18 protein-coding genes are annotated in these 18,386 nt (G+C 33.6%); 10 read left to right on the top strand and 8 right to left on the bottom strand.

All coding sequences use genetic code 11. From position 1 onward, the window contains the following. Positions 1-4: 4 nt before the first annotated feature. Genes G9H60_RS01620 through G9H60_RS01600 form a run of 5 tightly spaced genes read right to left on the bottom strand, consistent with a single transcriptional unit; the run spans position 5 to position 6,788 of the window. Positions 5-1,075 (bottom strand): DegT/DnrJ/EryC1/StrS family aminotransferase, encoded by a 1,071-nt coding sequence (locus G9H60_RS01620; protein WP_223142366.1) that lies wholly within the window; start codon positions 1,073-1,075, stop codon positions 5-7. Between the two features lie 2 nt (positions 1,076-1,077). After that, positions 1,078-2,298, bottom strand: a complete 1,221-nt coding sequence (locus tag G9H60_RS01615) for an ABC transporter ATP-binding protein (RefSeq protein ID WP_223142365.1) — start codon at positions 2,296-2,298, stop codon at positions 1,078-1,080. Between the two features lie 5 nt (positions 2,299-2,303). After that, complete coding sequence (locus tag G9H60_RS01610) at positions 2,304-3,107, bottom strand: ABC transporter permease (RefSeq protein WP_223142364.1); 804 nt, start codon at positions 3,105-3,107, stop codon at positions 2,304-2,306. 5 nt (positions 3,108-3,112) lie between these two features. Further along, the gene (locus G9H60_RS01605) at positions 3,113-4,171 is read right to left on the bottom strand and encodes a hypothetical protein (protein ID WP_223142363.1); all 1,059 of its coding nucleotides are present in this window, start codon (positions 4,169-4,171) and stop codon (positions 3,113-3,115) included. Between the two features lie 4 nt (positions 4,172-4,175). Further along, complete coding sequence (locus tag G9H60_RS01600; protein ID WP_223142362.1) at positions 4,176-6,788, bottom strand: SLBB domain-containing protein; 2,613 nt, start codon at positions 6,786-6,788, stop codon at positions 4,176-4,178. 122 nt (positions 6,789-6,910) lie between these two features. On the opposite strand from G9H60_RS01600, the gene G9H60_RS01595 reads away from it, so the two are divergent. Beyond that, complete coding sequence (locus tag G9H60_RS01595; RefSeq protein WP_394369767.1) at positions 6,911-8,791, top strand: DNA topoisomerase IV subunit B; 1,881 nt, start codon at positions 6,911-6,913, stop codon at positions 8,789-8,791. Here the strand turns inward: G9H60_RS01595 and G9H60_RS01590 are convergent. Continuing rightward, positions 8,788-9,096, bottom strand: coding sequence for a tetratricopeptide repeat protein (locus tag G9H60_RS01590; RefSeq protein ID WP_223142361.1), 309 nt, complete (start codon positions 9,094-9,096; stop codon positions 8,788-8,790). The two genes, G9H60_RS01595 and G9H60_RS01590, sit on opposite strands and share 4 nt — an antisense overlap. 56 nt (positions 9,097-9,152) lie before the next feature. Between G9H60_RS01590 and G9H60_RS01585 the strand changes: the two genes are divergently transcribed. From G9H60_RS01585 to G9H60_RS01550, 8 genes are read left to right on the top strand one after another with little or no spacing between them, the layout of a single operon-like run. Then, positions 9,153-9,884, top strand: a complete 732-nt coding sequence (locus G9H60_RS01585) for an electron transfer flavoprotein subunit beta/FixA family protein (protein WP_223142360.1) — start codon at positions 9,153-9,155, stop codon at positions 9,882-9,884. 1 nt (position 9,885) lies between these two features. Continuing rightward, complete coding sequence (locus G9H60_RS01580) at positions 9,886-10,842, top strand: electron transfer flavoprotein subunit alpha/FixB family protein (RefSeq protein WP_223142359.1); 957 nt, start codon at positions 9,886-9,888, stop codon at positions 10,840-10,842. Between the two features lie 43 nt (positions 10,843-10,885). Then, complete coding sequence (locus G9H60_RS01575; protein ID WP_223142358.1) at positions 10,886-11,476, top strand: bifunctional nuclease family protein; 591 nt, start codon at positions 10,886-10,888, stop codon at positions 11,474-11,476. After that, on the top strand, positions 11,473-12,357 hold the full coding sequence (locus G9H60_RS01570) for a cell division protein FtsX (protein WP_223142357.1): 885 nt from the start codon (positions 11,473-11,475) through the stop codon (positions 12,355-12,357). The genes G9H60_RS01575 and G9H60_RS01570 overlap by 4 nt, the downstream gene beginning before the upstream one ends. Position 12,358: 1 nt before the next feature. Beyond that, a complete protein-coding gene (locus G9H60_RS01565; protein ID WP_223142356.1) occupies positions 12,359-12,571 on the top strand; it encodes a DUF3098 domain-containing protein in 213 nt (70 codons plus the stop codon). Then, positions 12,571-13,359, top strand: a complete 789-nt coding sequence (locus G9H60_RS01560; protein ID WP_223142355.1) for an undecaprenyl-diphosphate phosphatase — start codon at positions 12,571-12,573, stop codon at positions 13,357-13,359. The genes G9H60_RS01565 and G9H60_RS01560 overlap by 1 nt, the downstream gene beginning before the upstream one ends. Next, a complete protein-coding gene (gene truB / locus G9H60_RS01555) occupies positions 13,347-14,036 on the top strand; it encodes a tRNA pseudouridine(55) synthase TruB (protein ID WP_223142354.1) in 690 nt (229 codons plus the stop codon). Before G9H60_RS01560 ends, truB begins: the two co-directional genes overlap by 13 nt. Next, positions 14,020-14,967 (top strand): bifunctional riboflavin kinase/FAD synthetase, encoded by a 948-nt coding sequence (locus G9H60_RS01550; RefSeq protein ID WP_223142353.1) that lies wholly within the window; start codon positions 14,020-14,022, stop codon positions 14,965-14,967. Before truB ends, G9H60_RS01550 begins: the two co-directional genes overlap by 17 nt. Here G9H60_RS01550 and pheA read toward each other — a convergent pair. After that, entirely contained in the window at positions 14,941-16,020 is a 1,080-nt protein-coding gene (pheA, locus tag G9H60_RS01545) for a prephenate dehydratase (RefSeq protein ID WP_223142352.1), read from the bottom strand. The genes G9H60_RS01550 and pheA overlap by 27 nt on opposite strands. An 89-nt stretch (positions 16,021-16,109) precedes the next feature. On the opposite strand from pheA, the gene G9H60_RS01540 reads away from it, so the two are divergent. Further along, on the top strand, positions 16,110-17,192 hold the full coding sequence (locus G9H60_RS01540; RefSeq protein WP_223142351.1) for a glycosyltransferase family 4 protein: 1,083 nt from the start codon (positions 16,110-16,112) through the stop codon (positions 17,190-17,192). On the opposite strand, the gene G9H60_RS01535 is transcribed toward G9H60_RS01540, so the two are convergent. Further along, entirely contained in the window at positions 17,193-18,386 is a 1,194-nt protein-coding gene (locus G9H60_RS01535; protein WP_223142350.1) for a glycosyltransferase family 4 protein, read from the bottom strand.

Genomic DNA, 18,386 nt, shown 5'->3' with positions numbered 1-18,386 from the left:
ATGTTTAATTAAAGGATTGATTCACTAATTCCGAAATCAATCTGATTTCATCTTCTTTAATTTCGGCACTTAAAGGCAAACATAATACTCGAAGCGCTATATCTTCTGATACTGGACAAGATTGTTTGTCTACAAAACTCAAGGTGTTCAAAGAGGGATAAAAATACCTTCTCGGATTTATCTGTACTGAATTTAATGCTGAAACAGCATTTAGAAGACTAGCTTCATTAGGGAACATTACAGGGTAATAACTGTAATTACGTACAATATTAGCATTGAATTGAATGGCTTCTCCTGGAATTTGTAAAAGTTGATCATATAATTCACAGGCCCATTTTCTGTAATTCCGTATTTCGTCAAAATGACCTAAATTAACCAAGCCCATGGCAGCATGGAATTCAGAATTTTTCCCATTGATTCCAGCGGAAAAATAATCATCATTCTTATGCCCAAAACTACGTAACTCGATGATTTTAGCTGCTAAAGTGGCGTCATTGGTCATGACAGCACCTCCTTCTACACTGTGGAATACTTTAGTGGCATGGAAACTACATGTACTGACGGTTCCATAGTTAAAAATAGATTTACCCTTATAATTTACACCAAAGGCATGTGCACCGTCATAAATTAGTGGGATGTGGTTCTCAGCTGCCAAACCTTCTTGCTTTTCTAAGTCTCCTGCATTGCCATACACGTGTGTAGTTAGAATGGCTTGAGTATTAGGAGTTAATTTAGATTTAATTTGTGCTGACTCTACCGTCATACTATGCGGATCAATATCAGCAAATATCGGAGTCGAACCTTCCCAAAGAATGGAATTGGACGTAGCACAATAAGAAAACGGAGTAGTTATTACTTCTCCTTTGACTTGAAGGGCTTTCAGGGCCAATTGTAAGGCAATAGTGCCATTCGTGACAAAAATAACATGTTCAACTTGTAAGTAATCACGAAGTTTCTGTTCTAATTCTCTCAGCAAAGGACCATCATTTGTTAGATGATTGCTTTCCCAAATACGTTCTAAATAGCTGACATATTCCTTTAAATCAGGCAAGAACGATTTGGTAACATGTAGCATAATTATATAGAATCAGATAGTTGACGAATAGGGAAAGGAAATACCGGTCTAACATAGCCTGGCCATTTACCATACCAAGTAGTATCTTCTCTGAAATCAGCAATTTCAAAGTTAAATACTTCTTCGAAGTTATATAAGACAATGGACTTATCCTTAACAACCATGAAAGAAATGTGGTAGGTACCATCATTTAAAAAATGTCCAGGAATTTCCAATGTTGCTTGAACCACTCCTACTCCAAATTGACCTGGAGGTGTTCCAACATTAAAAATACATTCCCCTGTGCTAGCAAATAAGTGCAAACTGACATTCAATTGCTGATTGGGCTCTGTATTCCAAAATTCAATACTTACATTGATTTTGTTCCTAATATCTAAATAGGTTTGCCCTTCTAATAATTCTGGGATTAATGTAGCCCTTTTTAAGCGTATTTGCTGTGATCCTGGAGCTGAATCAAATGAATCAAAACTTTGTTCCAATCGATTGGTTTGAAGAGCTGCCATGTAATTAGACAATACCTCTCCTGTTTCTCCAAATTGTTTAACCCTACCCTTTTCTAGATGTAAAGTTTTATTACACAAATTGGCTACTGCCGTTAAATTATGGCTAACAAACAAAATAGTTTTATCATTGGCTGCGACTTCACGCATTTTACCTAATGATTTCTTTTGGAAATCGGCATCTCCTACAGCCAAAACTTCATCAACTATCAGTATTTCTGGGTTTAAGTGAGCCGAAATAGCAAAACCTAAACGAACGTACATTCCAGAGGAATACCGTTTAACAGGTGTATCTAAAAAACGAGAAATTTGTTCCCCAGCAAAATCAACAATCTCATCAAATTGAGATTTGATTTCATGCTTTGTCATACCTAAAATGGCACCATTTAAAAATATATTTTCACGACCTGTTAATTCCGGATGAAAACCTGTTCCCACTTCCAATAAACTAGCTACTTTGCCTCTAACATGAATTGCTCCTGTTGTAGGCTTAGTGATTTTACTTAGTATTTTTAATAGAGTCGACTTACCAGCACCATTACTTCCCACAATTCCCAACTTATCTCCACGATTCAAAGCAAATGAAACATCATTCACTGCCCAGAATATTTCTTTTTCTTCCTTCGTCAATAAGTTTTTAATACCATTTTTAAGGCTAACAGCCCCTTTATTGGCAGAAAGCTCATACTTCTTAGAAACGGAATCAACTTCAATGATGTGCATATATATTATAAATAGTCCACGAAGGAATCTTCTCTTTTGTCAAAAATGATAATGCCTAGTATAAATACTAAAACACTAGCTAAAACACTGATACTTAAGTTCTGAGCAGTCAATAAATCATATTGGCTAATTAGACATGCTCGAAACATTTCCACCATTCCAGCTAAAGGATTTAAGATATTGTACCATAAAAACCACGACTTTTCTGATAACTGTTTTGTGGTATATACAATGGGTGTAGCAAAAAAACCATATTGAACGATCAATGGGATTATTTGCTGAACATCACGGTATTTCACCGAAAAAGATGCAAAAATCAAACCAAAACCTAAAGCAAAAAGGCTGGTAATAAATAAAGCCACAGGCAATAAAAATATGTAGCCCGATATATCTTGATGCAGACTTAAAGCTAAAATAAGATAGACTGCCAGACCAACCAAAAAATCAACTAAAGAAACCGCTATGGATGAAAAACAAATGATTAATCGAGGGAAATAAACCTTCGAAATCAAATTACTATTAACTAATATAGAATTACTTATAGCCTGAAGAGAATTGGCAAAGTAGTTCCAGAATAAAATTCCCGAAAAAATTACCAATTGAATGGGATACCCTGATATATCCTGAATTTTTGCGACTTGTTTATAGGCAAATAAAAACACCAACATAGTAGCCACAGGTTTGACAATGGCCCAACTCAAACCTAAAATGGTTTGTTTGTATCTAACAGAAATGTCTCTTTTGGCTAGAATGACCAATAACTCCCAATCACTACCTATCTCCTTGAGTTTTTGTTGTATCAGATTCATGTACACTAAGCCATTAATTCTTTGTAAACATTACGCATATAAATCAATAAGGATGTAATTAACATACCTATGACTACAGCAACTAATGTAATGGGTCCCCAGAAATAGACTTCGATTTTAGTAGGAAGTTCTGAATCAGATATAATTGTAAACAAGGGAGATTCTTTAATCAACGAGAATTTTAGATTATCAAAATTTCGAACAGCTTCAAAATACATACTTTGAAGTTGTGTCGTATTCATTTGTAATCTTTCTGCTGTAATTCTAGCTCGCTGATAAATGATCTGTTGATTTTGATCATTATAGTTAGCTAGCTTTCCCTGAGTATAATACAAGGCTGAACGCAATGAATCTACCCTTTTATCCATGATAACTAAAAGTTCTTTGGACTTTTTAGTTTTAGTTTGAATGTAAAATTCAGTAACTGTTTTTAAATATAGTTTGGACCAAGTATAACTTAAGGTATCATTGCGCGTTTCAACAGTCATTGTTAAAAAGGAAGACTTTGGGTTTTCATTACTGATAACTGTATTCCCTTTTAGGTATTCATAAATGGCATTCATGATATTTCTATCTTGCTCATTTGCTTTACTTGGGTCGGTAATTTTAAAGCGGTAATTAAAGAAATCATCTGGTAAATCACTCCATTCGTGTTTCTTTAAATCTGCTTTTTGCAAAAAGAAGTTGGCGAATAAATCTTCTTTATCACCAAATTTCACTTTGGTTAACATAGCTTTTCGAAATAAAGCTTTAGTCTTTAAAAGTTCCTTGAAATTCTCCCCGCTGAATAAAGAATTGCTGGCCGTAAAACCTCCCAATCCTAAACTACTAGCAATATCTGCCAAACCTCCCCCAGCAGATCCCTCTGAATCCATGACGAAGACAATTTGGGCTTTATATATTTTATTTTGACTACGGATAATCTCAACGATAATTCCAAGAACCATCCCTACCAGCGCACCGATTAAAAGTTTTTTACGATTCTGCTTAAAAAAAGGAATCAATAAAAAGCACTTAAATAGTAAGCGCTTAAAAGAAAATTGATCAGATCTTAACTCTGCCATGTGATTAGTTTGAAGTAGCTTTAATCAAGGTAATAATACCAATTAAACTAGTAAGGGTTCCTGTGAAAATGGAAACCACTGATACAATTTGTTGACCTGTTGCCACCTTAGATTTTTTCGGAACAATGATTTCTGCGCCTTGTTCAATTCTAGGATGAAAACGTAAAAATAAGAATGATTTAGTACGTTTTACTGATCCATTTGAATACAAAACATAGGCTCTTTTTCTCGCAGAACTAGAGGTGAACCCACCTGCTTCTGAAATAAAATCATAAAATGATTTACCATCTAAATACTTGACACTATTCGGATAGAGTACTTCGCCTGATACTTTAACCGTTTGTGGTTCTTTAGGAATATCGATGATATCACCTTCTAAAACATATAAGTCATCTTCACCCCCTGGATTTTTAAGGGCTTTAACTAAGTCAATACCAATTGTTTCCTTAGTTTTAGTTGCAATCGCAGGATCTCTTTGGGTAGAAATACCCGTAAAGTTATCTTGTATTTCATTCAGCTGCTCAGCCTTTCTGTTTTTCTCAAATTCAGTTAATTGAATTTTACGAATCAACTTAGCTCCTTTCGGATAAGCTTGTTTATTTAATCCACCCGCACGTAAAATAATCTCACTTAGACGCTCATCTTTCTTTTCTAAACCATAAACTCCAGGATAAACTACTTGTCCCTGAATTGTGATGAATTGCTGTAATTCATAATTAGGAGATGAACGAATGAAGACCTCATCATAAGGCTGTAATTCAAATGTCGAAGCAGTTTCGTCTAACTGCAATTTTTTACTAATCGAGAAGCGAATGATTTCTGCAATTTGAGAATTAACCGGTGTATTATCGGCTAAATTTTTCTTTCTTCTGACAATTTCTACAACACCCGTAGCAGCAGATTCTCTTAATCCACCTGCTTGTAGGATTAAATCTTCTACCGTCATTTTTTCAACAAATGGAAGCGTTAATTTTAATTGACGATTAATCAATTGATTAGCAGCTTCATTCGATTTTAAATCTTCAGAAATTTCGCTTTCAATCTGTACTAAATCGGAATCTGTTTTATCCAATGGATTGTTACGATTATTTTCTTGTGCGCTTGTTATTTTACCAGCTGTATTGTCGGATTTACTAGCTTCTGTTGTCGATTCAGTATTGCTATCATTTTTCTTTTCACGTTTCAAATTAATTTCACCGTGAATAGTCACCGTATAACCTTCTTTTAAATCCAAAATGGAGAATATAGAAACATTATCTTCTCTTCTTAAAGCTATATCCTTAGTTTTATTATTTAAAATATCTTTCAAATTAACAGATAAATTCGTTTTGGATAAGTCTGGGTTAATTCGCTGAATCAATACACGATCCAAGAATGCATTTTCCTTTAAACCTCCTGCTCTATCTATTAATTTCAATAAGCTAGGACTTCCTTCTAAGGCAAATTGTCCAGGTCTAAATACTTCACCTATGATTGAAATTTTATTTTCAAAGCGGTCTTGATTGACTGATTCAACCTGAATTACATCACCCGTTTGAGGAGTAAATGAATTCATTAAATCAGCATTAAGATCAATTAATTTTCTTTCGCGATTGGTGTAACGGGTGATTTTAACCAAATCCTTAAATGCATCCTCCGTAAATCCACCTGCAAAATCTTGAATTACTTTAGCTAAATTTTCTTGAGGCATGATTTCGAACAATGCCGGGCGTTTAACTTTACCTTTTACCTCAATTCTATTTTTATATACACCTACTTTAATAATATCCTGATCATGAATATTCACATCATTTTTTTGAATACCTGCAGTTAAAAAATCATATAAATCTATGGTAGCAATGACTTTCTTATTACGAATCAGTTGAATCTCACGATATGTACCATTTTGATTAGGTCCACCAGCTAAATAAAGCACATTCATTACTCTGGCTAATGAAGGAACTGAATAAGTACCTGGGAATAAAACTTCTCCTTGTACTGTGACATTCACGGTACGGATGCTACCTAAAGAAATAGATGCATAAAGATTGGTACTACTAGGTCCACTTCCTTCTCTGCGTAGACCTACAAAAATTTGAGAAAGCTTTGAAATGATTCTATTTTTAGCCTCTTCAATGGTTAAACCAGCCACATAAACATTGCCTATACGATTGATTTTAACGTATCCATCAGGACTTACAGTTAAATTAAAATGCTCTTCAGAATAACCGTTAATATCAATGATTAACTCATCATCTGGCCCCAATACATAGGATTTCGGAGTGGCAATTTTTAAGTTTGGTTCAAAAGTTCCAGTTTTATTATTGAAGATGGAATATCCAAAAATTCTTTTTCTTAGATTAAAAACAGCAGTATCCTCATCGGCTATTTCCCCCGCATTTCTTTTGCGTTCAGCCATCAAACTGTCGTAATTTTGCTTCTGTTTGGGAGTTGTCGTAATAGTTCTACGACCGATATTAGCTTGGTTTTGAGGCTGATTTCTGTTTTGACTATTAGAAGGATTATTGTTCATTCGGTCTAAAAGCTGACCTTGTACCCCGAATGGAATCGTTTGACTCATCATTTTTGTACTTAACAACAAGAATGCCATTAAGACAAAAGAAAACTTTTTGTTCATAAAGTCTTTTATTTCTAATTTGACTGCAAATTAAAGAAAAAACATGATTTAATGCTAACTTTAAAGCTAATTGCAGTTTCAAGTATAGAGCTTAACGTATTAATTTTGACAAAAATTATCTAGTGGAAGAAATTAACAGTACCCCCCCGATTTATAATGATGATAGTATCCGCTCCTTAGATTGGAAAGAGCATATCCGATTAAGACCCGGTATGTATATCGGTAAATTAGGAGATGGTTCTTCAGTAGATGACGGTATTTATGTGTTGGTCAAAGAAATCATGGATAACTCCATTGATGAGCACATGATGGGTAATGGTAAAGTTATTGAGGTGAAAATTTCTGATCATAAAGTTGAAATCAGAGATTTTGGTCGGGGTATTCCTTTAGGGAAAGTTATTGATTGCGTTTCCAAAATAAATACCGGTGGTAAATATGATTCTGGGGCATTTCAAAAGTCAGTAGGTTTAAATGGAGTCGGTACCAAAGCCACTAATGCCCTATCGCAATATTTCAAAGTTCAATCCTACCGGGATGGTCAAACCAAATGGGCAGAATTTTGTAAAGGTGAATTAACTGCAGAATCCGATGGATTTGAAGCTTCCAATGGCAAAAGCGGAACTCATGTTTGCTTTGAACCAGACAATACCATTTTTAAAAATTACCATTTCATTCCTCAATATCTTGATTCCTTATTTTGGAATTATGCCTATTTAAATGCGGGTTTATCCATTAATTTTAATGGAGAGAAATATTTTTCTCAAAATGGTTTATTGGATTTACTTTCTAAAAAGACCAACGCTGAAGAAAATAGATATCCGATCATTCATTTGAAAGGAAATGATATTGAATTAGCGATCACTCATAATAATCAATATGGTGAAGAATATTATTCTTTTGTTAATGGTCAAAATACTACACAAGGGGGTACTCACCTAGCTGCTTTTAGAGAAGCTATTGTGCGCACGGTAAGAGAGTTTTACAAAAAGGACTTTGATCCTTCAGATGTTCGTGCGAGTATTGTGGGTGCTATTGCCATACGTGTTCAAGAGCCCGTATTTGAATCCCAAACGAAAACAAAATTAGGTTCCACCACCATCTCTCCAGATTCAAATTCTACTTCCATTCGGTCATTTATCGGTGACTTTGTGAAAACAGAATTAGATAATTTCTTGCATAAGAATCCCAGTACAGCTGATGCTATTTTAAAAAGAATTCTGCAATCAGAACGAGAAAGAAAGGATATAGCAGGTATAAAGAAATTAGCCAATGAAAGAGCTAAAAAGGCTAATCTTCATAATAAAAAACTAAGAGATTGTCGCGTGCATTTACCTGATGAAAAATCTGATTCACGTCATGATACAATATTGTTTATCACAGAGGGTGATTCAGCGAGTGGTTCGATCACAAAATCAAGAGATGTACAGACTCAAGCTGTATTTAGTTTACGTGGAAAGCCATTAAATTGCTTTGGCCTAACTAAGAAAATCGTATACGAAAATGAGGAGTTTAACTTGCTGCAACATGCTTTAGATATTGAAGACACCCTAGATAATCTTCGCTATAATAAAATTGTCATTGCCACCGATGCCGACGTTGACGGTATGCACATTCGTTTACTAATTTTGACTTTCTTCCTACAGTTTTTCCCTGATTTAGTGCGTAATGGTCACTTGTACATCTTGGAAACACCTTTATTTCGAGTTCGAAATAAAAAAGAAACGATTTATTGTTATTCTGACGAAGAAAGACGCAATGCCATCGAAAAATTAAGCCCGAAACCAGAAATTACTCGATTTAAAGGTTTAGGAGAAATTTCGCCTGAAGAATTTGGTACGTTTATTGGAGAAAACATCAAGTTAGAACCAGTTATTCTGGAAAAAGAATTTACTATCCCACAGTTGTTAACTTACTACATGGGTAAAAATACCCCAGAGAGACAAAAGTTCATTATCGAAAACTTGATTATTGAGAAAGACTTAGAAGAAGTATTACTCAACTAAAAATTTAATTCCAATAATTGTTTTAATTCATGGAGAGCTTTAGTCGAACCTGAAGCTTCTGCTCTTTCTATTCCTGTATCCAAGATTTCTTTCGCTTTGTCGTCTTTTCCTAATTCTAATAGATAGTCGGCAAAGCTATAATACGTGGCTATATAATTCGGAAAGTTAACGACTAACAGATTGAATGTTTCTATCGAACTATCTACATCACCCTCTTTCTTTAATTCAAGAGCTAATAAATAATAGTTAAAAGGATTCTCTGGCTCCTGCTTTATTTCGTTTTTTATAAATTCTTTACGCTCCATTTTTGTAATTTTAAAAACAAATTAGTATGCTTGCATACATTTTTATTTAATCGCCTATGAAAATCTTAGTTTGCATATCGGTAGTACCCGATACGACATCCAAAATTACACTAGATTCATCAAATACCCGTATAAATTCAGAAGGACTAACATTTATTGTTGGGCCCTATGACGACTATGCTTTATCCAGAGCAATTGAAATTAAAGAACAAACTCAGGCAGAATTGGTGGTTTTGCACGTTGGAACAGCTGATTCTGAAGCATTGATTAGGAAATGTTTGGCATTAGGTGCAGATAGTGCTGTTCGAATTGATACTGTAGCCGTTGATTCCTACCAAGTTGCTCAAGAGATTATTCAATATGCATATGATAAGTCCTTTGATTTAATCATGATGGGAAAAGAAGCTATTGATTACAATAGTGGAATTGTACATGCACTTGTTGCTCATGGTTTAGGATTTAATCATTTTTCTCCAGTGATGCATGCTGATTATGATGGAGGCAAATTAATCCTAGAAATTGAAACGGATTTAGGTAAATCAAAAGTAAGTTCTACCCTACCCGCTGTATTAGGTTGTCAAGAACCCATTGCAGAATGGAAAATTCCTTCTATGCGTGGTATCATGACGGCGAGAACGAAAGAAATTGCTGTGATTGCTCCTAGCAAGGAAAAATTTGAAAGTCAAATCACGGCTCACGTGGTGGAAACAGAACGTTTACAAAAAATGATTCCCGTTGAAAACGCTGAATCTTTAATTGATATTTTGAAAAGTGAAAACCTGATCTAAGATGAAAAATATAGCTGTATTTATTGATGGTAAAAGTGGTCAAATCTCAGAAAGTTCTCAGCGCTTATTAGTATTGGCGACTAACTGGCTCAGTAAAAATAACTTAGACAATATGTATGTCTTTGGTTTTGAACCAGTCAATTCTGAGCAATTGAAAGAATATGCTTCCGTAGTCCAATATACCCACATTAAGATTCCTGATTTAGCGAATCATAGTCAAGTATTTAGTTCTTTGTTGGCTGATATTCAACAAAAAGAAATTAGTCAATTCTTTTATGTGAAATCGCTTTTAATGGATACCATTGCCTCATTTATTGCGAATAAATTGTCACTTCCTCTAATAGCGAATGTACTAAAAATAGAAAGTGCTGACTCAGCCGTTCATTTTACTAAGTCAATATTTTCTGGAAAAGCTACGTTAACAACAGAAATTAAAGGAGATGCATTTATTGGGGCTTTTAGTAAGTCTTTTGCCATTGATTTTACCAATAATACGAGTAATTCTTCCGTTTCACAATCTGAAATTACTTTAGGTATAGATAGTCAAAACAAATTGATTGAGAATCATCCATTAACAGGTTCGATTCCATTACCAGATGCAGCTATTGTCGTTGGGGCGGGTAGAGGATTTAAAGATCCTTCAAATTGGGGAATAGTAGAAGATTTAGCAAAAGAAATTGGTGCTGCAACAGCTTGTTCTAAACCAGTTTCGGATTTAAATTGGAGACCTCACCACGAACATGTTGGTCAAACGGGTGTAAAAATTGCTCCTAAATTGTATATCGCTTGTGGTATTTCTGGTGCAATACAACATTTAGCAGGTGTAAATGGGTCTAGAAAAATTGTTGTGATTAATAATGACCCAGAAGCCCCATTCTTCAAACATGCTGATTATGGAATTGTTGGAGATGTATTTGATGTGCTTCCTCGATTGTTAAATAAGCTTAAAAGCCATTAATTTTAGGCCATTTTTTGATACATTTGTTTTTTAAAATGTAGCCTTGAACGATTATTTAAAATTAAGTATAGTTTCTGTATCTCCTAGTTCGGTTGGAGCAAGTTCTTTTATTCTCCTATTGCAATCAGAAGATCATCCTAACCTTAGGTTTCCTATAGTTATTGGAAATCAAGAAGCTCAAGCTATATCTGTCTATTTGGAGCAAATTCAAACAAGTAGACCTTTAACACACGATTTATTTATTCAAGTAATCGAAAAATCTAATTTGGATTTAAATCGTGTGTTAATTACCGATTTCAAAGAAGGCATATTTTATGCCAAAATCGAATTTTTTCAGGATGGAGCTGTGATTGAAATGGATGCTAGACCCAGTGATTCCATTGCATTAGCACTAAGGGCTCAAAAAAACATCTATATCAAGGAAAGCTTATTGAAGTCAATTTGTATTCCAGATGAAGAAGAGGAAGAAGCAGAGGATGATTTGTCTTTTTCTGTGGATATTCCTGTTTATCAACCAAGTACCATAACCCTGCCAGAATTAGAAGATTTGCTTCAAAAAGCACTTTTGGAAGAGAATTATGAAGAAGCTGCCAGATTAAGAGATCAAATAGAAGTATTAAATAAACAAAAATGAAATATTCAAAAGCTAAGCCGAGTTCAACCAACGTTTTGTTGATTTTCTCCATTTCTAGTTTGGCCTTTATTATTTGCGTATTCTTTCAATTGTTTGTTGGAATAAAGTCATGGGGTGACGACATTAAATCTCAGATGAAAATGTATGTCTACATGGAGGACTCTTTGACAAGTCAGCAATTAATCGAATCGTATAAACTACTTAGCAAAAAGCCTTATATACAGACCTTAGGAACAAAAAAAGAAATATCCTTTGTCTCTAAAGATAAAATAGCTGCCGATTTTTTAAAGTCTAGTCATGAAAATTATCAAGATCTTTTAGGTGAAGATAATCCATTTAAAAATCTGTTCGTATTAAGCATCAGTGATGAGCATAAATCGGGTAAATCCTTTGAAAAAATCGCCGAAGAATTAAAAGCATTCCCAGGGGTTTATGAAATAACTTATCCAAATGCATTTTTGGATTCCTTTTTATCAAAAATCAAGCATGTAGGATGGATAATTTTAGTATTTATTGTTTTATTAAGTGCATTTATCTACCTACAATTGTCCAATTACATTCGTTTAAATATTCATAGTAATCGAGTTTTGATTAAGACGATGCAATTACTTGGATCTACCAATGCTTTTATTAGAAAACCATATTTATTGAATTCATTGGTTTTAGGTTTATTAGGCGGAGGTCTTGGCTATTTAATTTCAAATGGGGTATTTTATTATTTCATTCAAAGTCTTCCGGAAACGAGTTTCTTGTTCTTTGATGTGAATAATCAATTTAAATTATTCGCGTTGGCAGTTATTAGTTCTTCCCTATTTAGTGTTATTTCTACTTATTTCTCATTGAATCGTTATTTAAAGATTCAGCACACAAACTTATTTTAATATGGCAAATCCGAATAATTCCAATTTTCCCTTGGACAGAAAAGATATCATGATTTTAATAGCAGGATTATGTATCATGATGATTGGTTTTTTTGTAATGACCTTAGATAAAGAGCCTTTTGGTTTCGGATTTTTGGGGATTACATTAGGCCCTATTTTAGTATTAATAGGAGTTATTCTTCCCATTTTTTCCTTATTTAAAATAAAGAAATAATGAATCAATTTTTTGAAGCCATTGTGTTGGGGATTGTGGAGGGATTAAGTGAATTTTTACCTATTTCTTCTACTGCCCACATTATAGTTACTGAAAAATTATTAGGAATAGAATCCTCCAAGTACCTAAATTTTTTCACTGTTTTTATTCAATTAGGGGCTATTGCAGCTGTACCATTTTTATATTTCAAACGTTTATTTCAATCATTTAAGGTTTATAAATACATCATTGCCTCTTTTATTCCTGCAGCCATTTTTGGTGTCTTATTGGATGATTTATTGGAATCATTATTTCAAGGTTATTGGTTTATAGCAGCATCCTGGTTTGTTGGTGGATTATTGTTAATAAAAATTGATGATTGGGTCAAAGATCAAGATCATCAACATGATAACATTGACAATATGTCAATCCCTCAGTCTATTAAAATTGGTTTATATCAATGTCTAGCTATGATACCAGGAGTATCTCGTTCGGGAGCTTCCATCATAGGAGGGCGATTGGTAGGTTTAAATCATCGTGCTGCCGTCGAATTTTCATTTTTATTGGGAATCCCTACCATACTAGGTGCTTGTGCTAAAAAATTATTGGATTACCGACATGATCTAGATGTCATTTTAAATCCTTCCAATAGCATGGCTCTCCTTTTGGGAGCATTTATCAGTTTTATCATTGCCCTATTAACTATTCGATGGATGGTGGATTTGGTGAATCAATTTGGCTTTAAATTCTTTGGATATTATCGAGTTTTGGCTGGTATCTTTTTAGCAATATACTTGTGGTTGAATTAACTCCCGTAGAAGATAAATTTTATTTGATCGATAAGCCCAAAACCTGGACTTCTTTTGATGCTGTTCGAAAGATTAGAAACCTAGGTAAGTTCAAAAAAATTGGGCATGCAGGTACACTTGATCCATTAGCTACGGGTTTATTGATTATTTGTGTTGGTAAATACACCAAAAAGATAGAATACTTTCAATCTTTACCAAAGACATATACAGGTTCTTTCGTGTTGGGTAAAACAACGCCCTCTATTGACTTGGAAACGGATTTTGACGCAGAATTTCCAATAGAACATATTACACCTGAATTATTAGAAGAAGCAAGACTTTCCCTTTTCGGAGATATTGAGCAGGTCCCTCCTATTTACTCAGCAATTAAACAGAATGGACAGCGATTATATGTTCAGGCAAGAAAAGGATTAACCGAAAAGGATGTAGAAATCAAAATTAGGCAAGCCTCTGTCTACGAATTTGATATCGACTCAAGTTCATTTCCAGAAATTAAGTTTAGTATTTCATGTTCAAAAGGAACCTACATTCGCAGTATGGTTAGAGATTTTGGATATTTCTTAAATTCAGGAGCCTATTTAAAAGAATTAGTGCGGAGTAAAATTGGAGATTACTCACTTGATAAAGCGCAATCCATTGAGAAATTTAGTGCAGAACAATATGAAATACTTTTATAATTTTCCTGAATTACCTTTTATCTATCATTCCGTAATTACCATTGGAATGTTCGATGGAGTGCATTTAGGACATGCTAAAGTATTGACAGAATGTGTTAAAATTGCCAAATTGAAAGGTATTGCCTCCATTGTAATTTCTTTCAGCAATCACCCTTCCTCCTATTTTAATCCCAAGTACGATTCAAAAAATAGTTTATTAAGTCCAGATATAGAAAAAATTGAATGGATTGAGAAATTAGGAATTGATTACCTATTTATGATTCCGTTTGATCATTATATTGCCCATTTACCAGCTGAAAGCTTTATTGAGGATATACTTTTAACCAAATTTGGAATAAGTGATTTAGTATTAGGCTATGACAATCACTTTGGCTTTCAAAGAAAAGGCTCTGTTGATTTTGTTAATGAGCATTATTCTTCGAAGATTCAAGCATATTCTATAGAGGTAGCCAAATTAGATGAAGAAATTATAAGTTCTTCTACTATTAAAGAATATGTCATACAAGGAAATATCTCCAAAGCTAATACCATGCTTGGAAGGTCATATTCCTTGCAAGGTAAGGTGATTCATGGAAATCATAAAGGAAGGGAATTAGGTTTTCCAACTGCCAATATTGAATTAAATGATACGGATAAATTGATACCGGGTTTAGGGGTTTACATCAGTATATTGAAAGTAAATGATCAACTTGTTTCAGGGCTTACCAACATTGGAAAAAGACCCACATTAACTCAAGATGCCTATATTTCTATAGAAACGCATCTATTTGATTTCCAAGAAGATATCTATGGAAAAGAGGTTGAGTTATATTTAGTTGATAAAATTCGAGAAGAGAAAAAATTTAATTCTCTTCAAGAATTAATCTCGCAAATATCATCCGATGTTCAATTTGCTAAGTCCCAATTAGCAAAGATTCATATAACTTCCTAAAAAGATAATTTCATCTTTTCTTTTAGTTAGTATTTGCTGAACATTCTCATCCAATTTGTTACCCTCAATATCGATAAAGAACCAGAATTTAAACTCATGGGTGTCTTTCTGAGGCCTTGATTCAATCTTTAAAAGATTAATTTGTACATCTTCAAAGTCTTTCAATAGCGATAATAGCGCACCCGGCTTATCATCATGCTTTAATTTAATGGCTAAGCTTGTTTTATCTTTATCCGTTTTCTTTAAGTTTTCTACTTTAGATATAATAAAGAAACGAGTTTGATTCGCTTCACTATCTTGAATATTATCAAATAATATAGGTAAGGAATAAATCTTTGCAGCTATGTGAGAGCATAATGCCGCAGCTTTTGTATCCTCAACAGCCAGTTTTGCTGCCTTGGAAGTAGAATCTACTTGAACAAAGAAATCCTCAGGCTTATGATTAAAATAGTCTTGAAGGAACCCTTTACATTGCTGGAAAGCGATATCTTTTGAATAGATTTTTTGAATTTGATGAATTGAATTTTCTTTAGAAGCTAAACAAAAATTTACTGGGATTATAATTTCTGAAATGATGTATAAATTTCTTTCATTTAATAAATCCATTGTTTCTTTCACCATCCCCTCCTGATTATTCTCAATCGGTACAACCCCATATTTAGCACGACCTGTTTCTACGGAATCAAATACCGATTTAATGGAAGGTAGTGAAATATAATCTGCAACTGCTCCGAATCTACTTTCTGCTGCTTGATGCGTAAAGCTTCCTTCTGGACCTAAATATGAGATAATTTCCGGTAGTTCTAAATTTCTAGATACGCCAAATATTTCTAAAAATATTGCTTCTATGGCTGCTTTGCTTAATTTCCCTGTGTATTTAGATGCCAAGCGATCAACAATTTCCTTTTCTCTATCAGGATGATAAATAACGGTATTATTTTCTCTTTTCAATCGACCAATTTCTTCAACAAATTCCATTCGCTCCACGAGCAGTTTTAATATAGAATCATCAATGGTATCTATGTTTTCTCTTAATTGTTGTATGCTTTTCATTCGGGATAATTTTCAATGCAACCCAAAATTACTAATTTTGATCAGTAGTCGAAGTTTTTCTTCCTAATAGCTCATTTTAATTTTGTTTAATGTCAAAAAAGAAAATATTATTCTTCTCTAGTAATCTACATCGTACTGGCGCAGAGATTGTCTTATTTGATATTATTCATCAGCTAGATGTTAGCAAATTTGAAATTGGTTTAGTTCTTTTAGAAAGGAATGGTGCATTAATAGATCAAATAGCACCTCATATTCAGGTATTTTATTTAGATACGCAATTTTCTATTTGGGATAAGATTAAATTTCATGCTGGTCAAGATGTCATTCTTCATCGTATTCAGACTATTCAAAATGAATTTGATGCATCTGTGTGGTACATTAACACGATACAGAATGCATTCCTATTACAATTTAAAGATCATTTTAAGGTAAAATCCTTCCTACATGTTCATGAGTATTTATACAATTTTGAACAATTAGAAATTAAAGATTGCAAAAGGCTATTTGAACAAGTGGATTATTTGGTGTCGTGTTCTGATTTAGTTCAGGATTTCTTTGCCCCAATTTTCCCCAAAATTAGTTTTGTTTTACATTCTGGTATTAATAAAAAGTGGATTGATACATGTTTACTAGATTTCAGTAAAACCAAGAATGATAAGAAAAAAATTATTTCATCGGGTACTATTTGCTACCGAAAGGGAGTTGATATATTCCTTTCTATCAGTAAAAATTTTCCAGCCAATGAATATGAGTTTATTTGGCTTGGGAAATGGGCTAATAATGGATATGCAGAAGTCATTCGCCGACAAATTCTCACAGGAAAATATACTAATGTCCAATTTTTGGATAATGTTAGTTCTCAAGAGTATTACAAAGAATTAGCAAGTGCAGATGCTTTCATAACTTGCTCAAGAGAAGAGAGTATGGGCTTAGTTGCCATGGAGGCCATTTATTGTGGAGTTCCTGTCTTAGCCACCAATTCTGGAGGTTCTAGCCTTATGGTGAATGAAAATAACGGTATACTCTGCCAGGATTTCCGACCAAGTATATTGTCGATGGAATTACGTGTATTACTAGAAAAACAATTTTCTCTTAATTCGATGCGAGAGAGCATACAAAATTTTGATATTCAAAAAGAATGTCAAAATTTAGAATCATACCTATTGAGCTAATTATTCAGGTACATTAGCTTGATTGTTCGATAAATTGGTATTCTTCTTCTCCTCTACCAATTGAAGTCTTTTTACTTTGTCAATTTTGGTGTATTTCAAACGATCTACTGTATTGGTATCTATATTCTTGGATAGCAAATAAGCAATGTAGCAATAGACTAAAAATGTTAATAGAAGGCCAAACAATACTTCATGGTTGGAATATTCATGACGAATTAAAGTATATAAAGCCAAAACGGATAAATTGAATGCAATTAATATCATTGTGGCTCCAAAATGACTAAAACCATTATCGATTAATACGTGATGCAGGTGTTTTCTATCACCTTTAAATGGAGAAACACCTGTTGAAATTCGTATGATAAACATACGTAGGGTATCAAAGAGAGGCAATAATAAAATAATAATAGTCAATATCGGCGCGTCTTTAACTAGTCTAGGGTCATAGACATAGGAGCTATTAAAAACAATGTATTTAACGGCAAAAAATGCCAACAAAAATCCTAAAATCATGGATCCTGTGTCACCCATGAATATTTTATTTTTTGTAGACCAATTAAACCTTAAAAATCCGACCAAGGAACCTGCCAATGAAAGGGCTAAGGTCGCAAGGGCAAATAAACCTAAACTATAAAATAAATAAGCAAAAATAGCAGAGGCAACAAACCCAACTGTTCCAGCTAAACCATCAATTCCATCCAATAAATTGATGGCATTAATAATCGCAATTATGATGAATAAGGTAAAGGCAATACTGATAATGTAAGGTATATGATTGATTCCCAATAAGCCGTAAAAGGTGGAAATACGTAAATCGCCAAAAGTGATAAGCAGTAATGAAGCTGCTATTTGAATAAACAATTTCTTTTTCGGAGATAGAATTAAAATATCATCCTTAATGCCTAAAAAGAATAATATAATTAAAGCAGCTACAGCTAAATGGATTTCATGGCCTTCATTGGGGTTATCCCAAATAAAATAACTAATCAAAGTGGCGGCAAAAATAGCTACTCCTCCCAGGGTTGGAGTTAATTCCTCGTGCGAACTTCTTAATTCGATTTCTGCCATCAAATCCTTTAATTTTGATATGTTAATAATGACAGGAATGGCAGTAATAGTCACTACTATGGATACAATAAAGGAAACAATGATTTGAAACTCTTTATTACTTAATAATTGCAAATATTCATTCAT

The sequence above is a fragment of the Aquirufa aurantiipilula genome, assembly GCF_019923745.1.
Taxonomy (GTDB): domain Bacteria; phylum Bacteroidota; class Bacteroidia; order Cytophagales; family Spirosomataceae; genus Aquirufa; species Aquirufa aurantiipilula.
The sequence above is the reverse complement of the archived record's forward strand: the minus strand, read 5'-3'. Positions and strand labels throughout refer to the sequence as shown.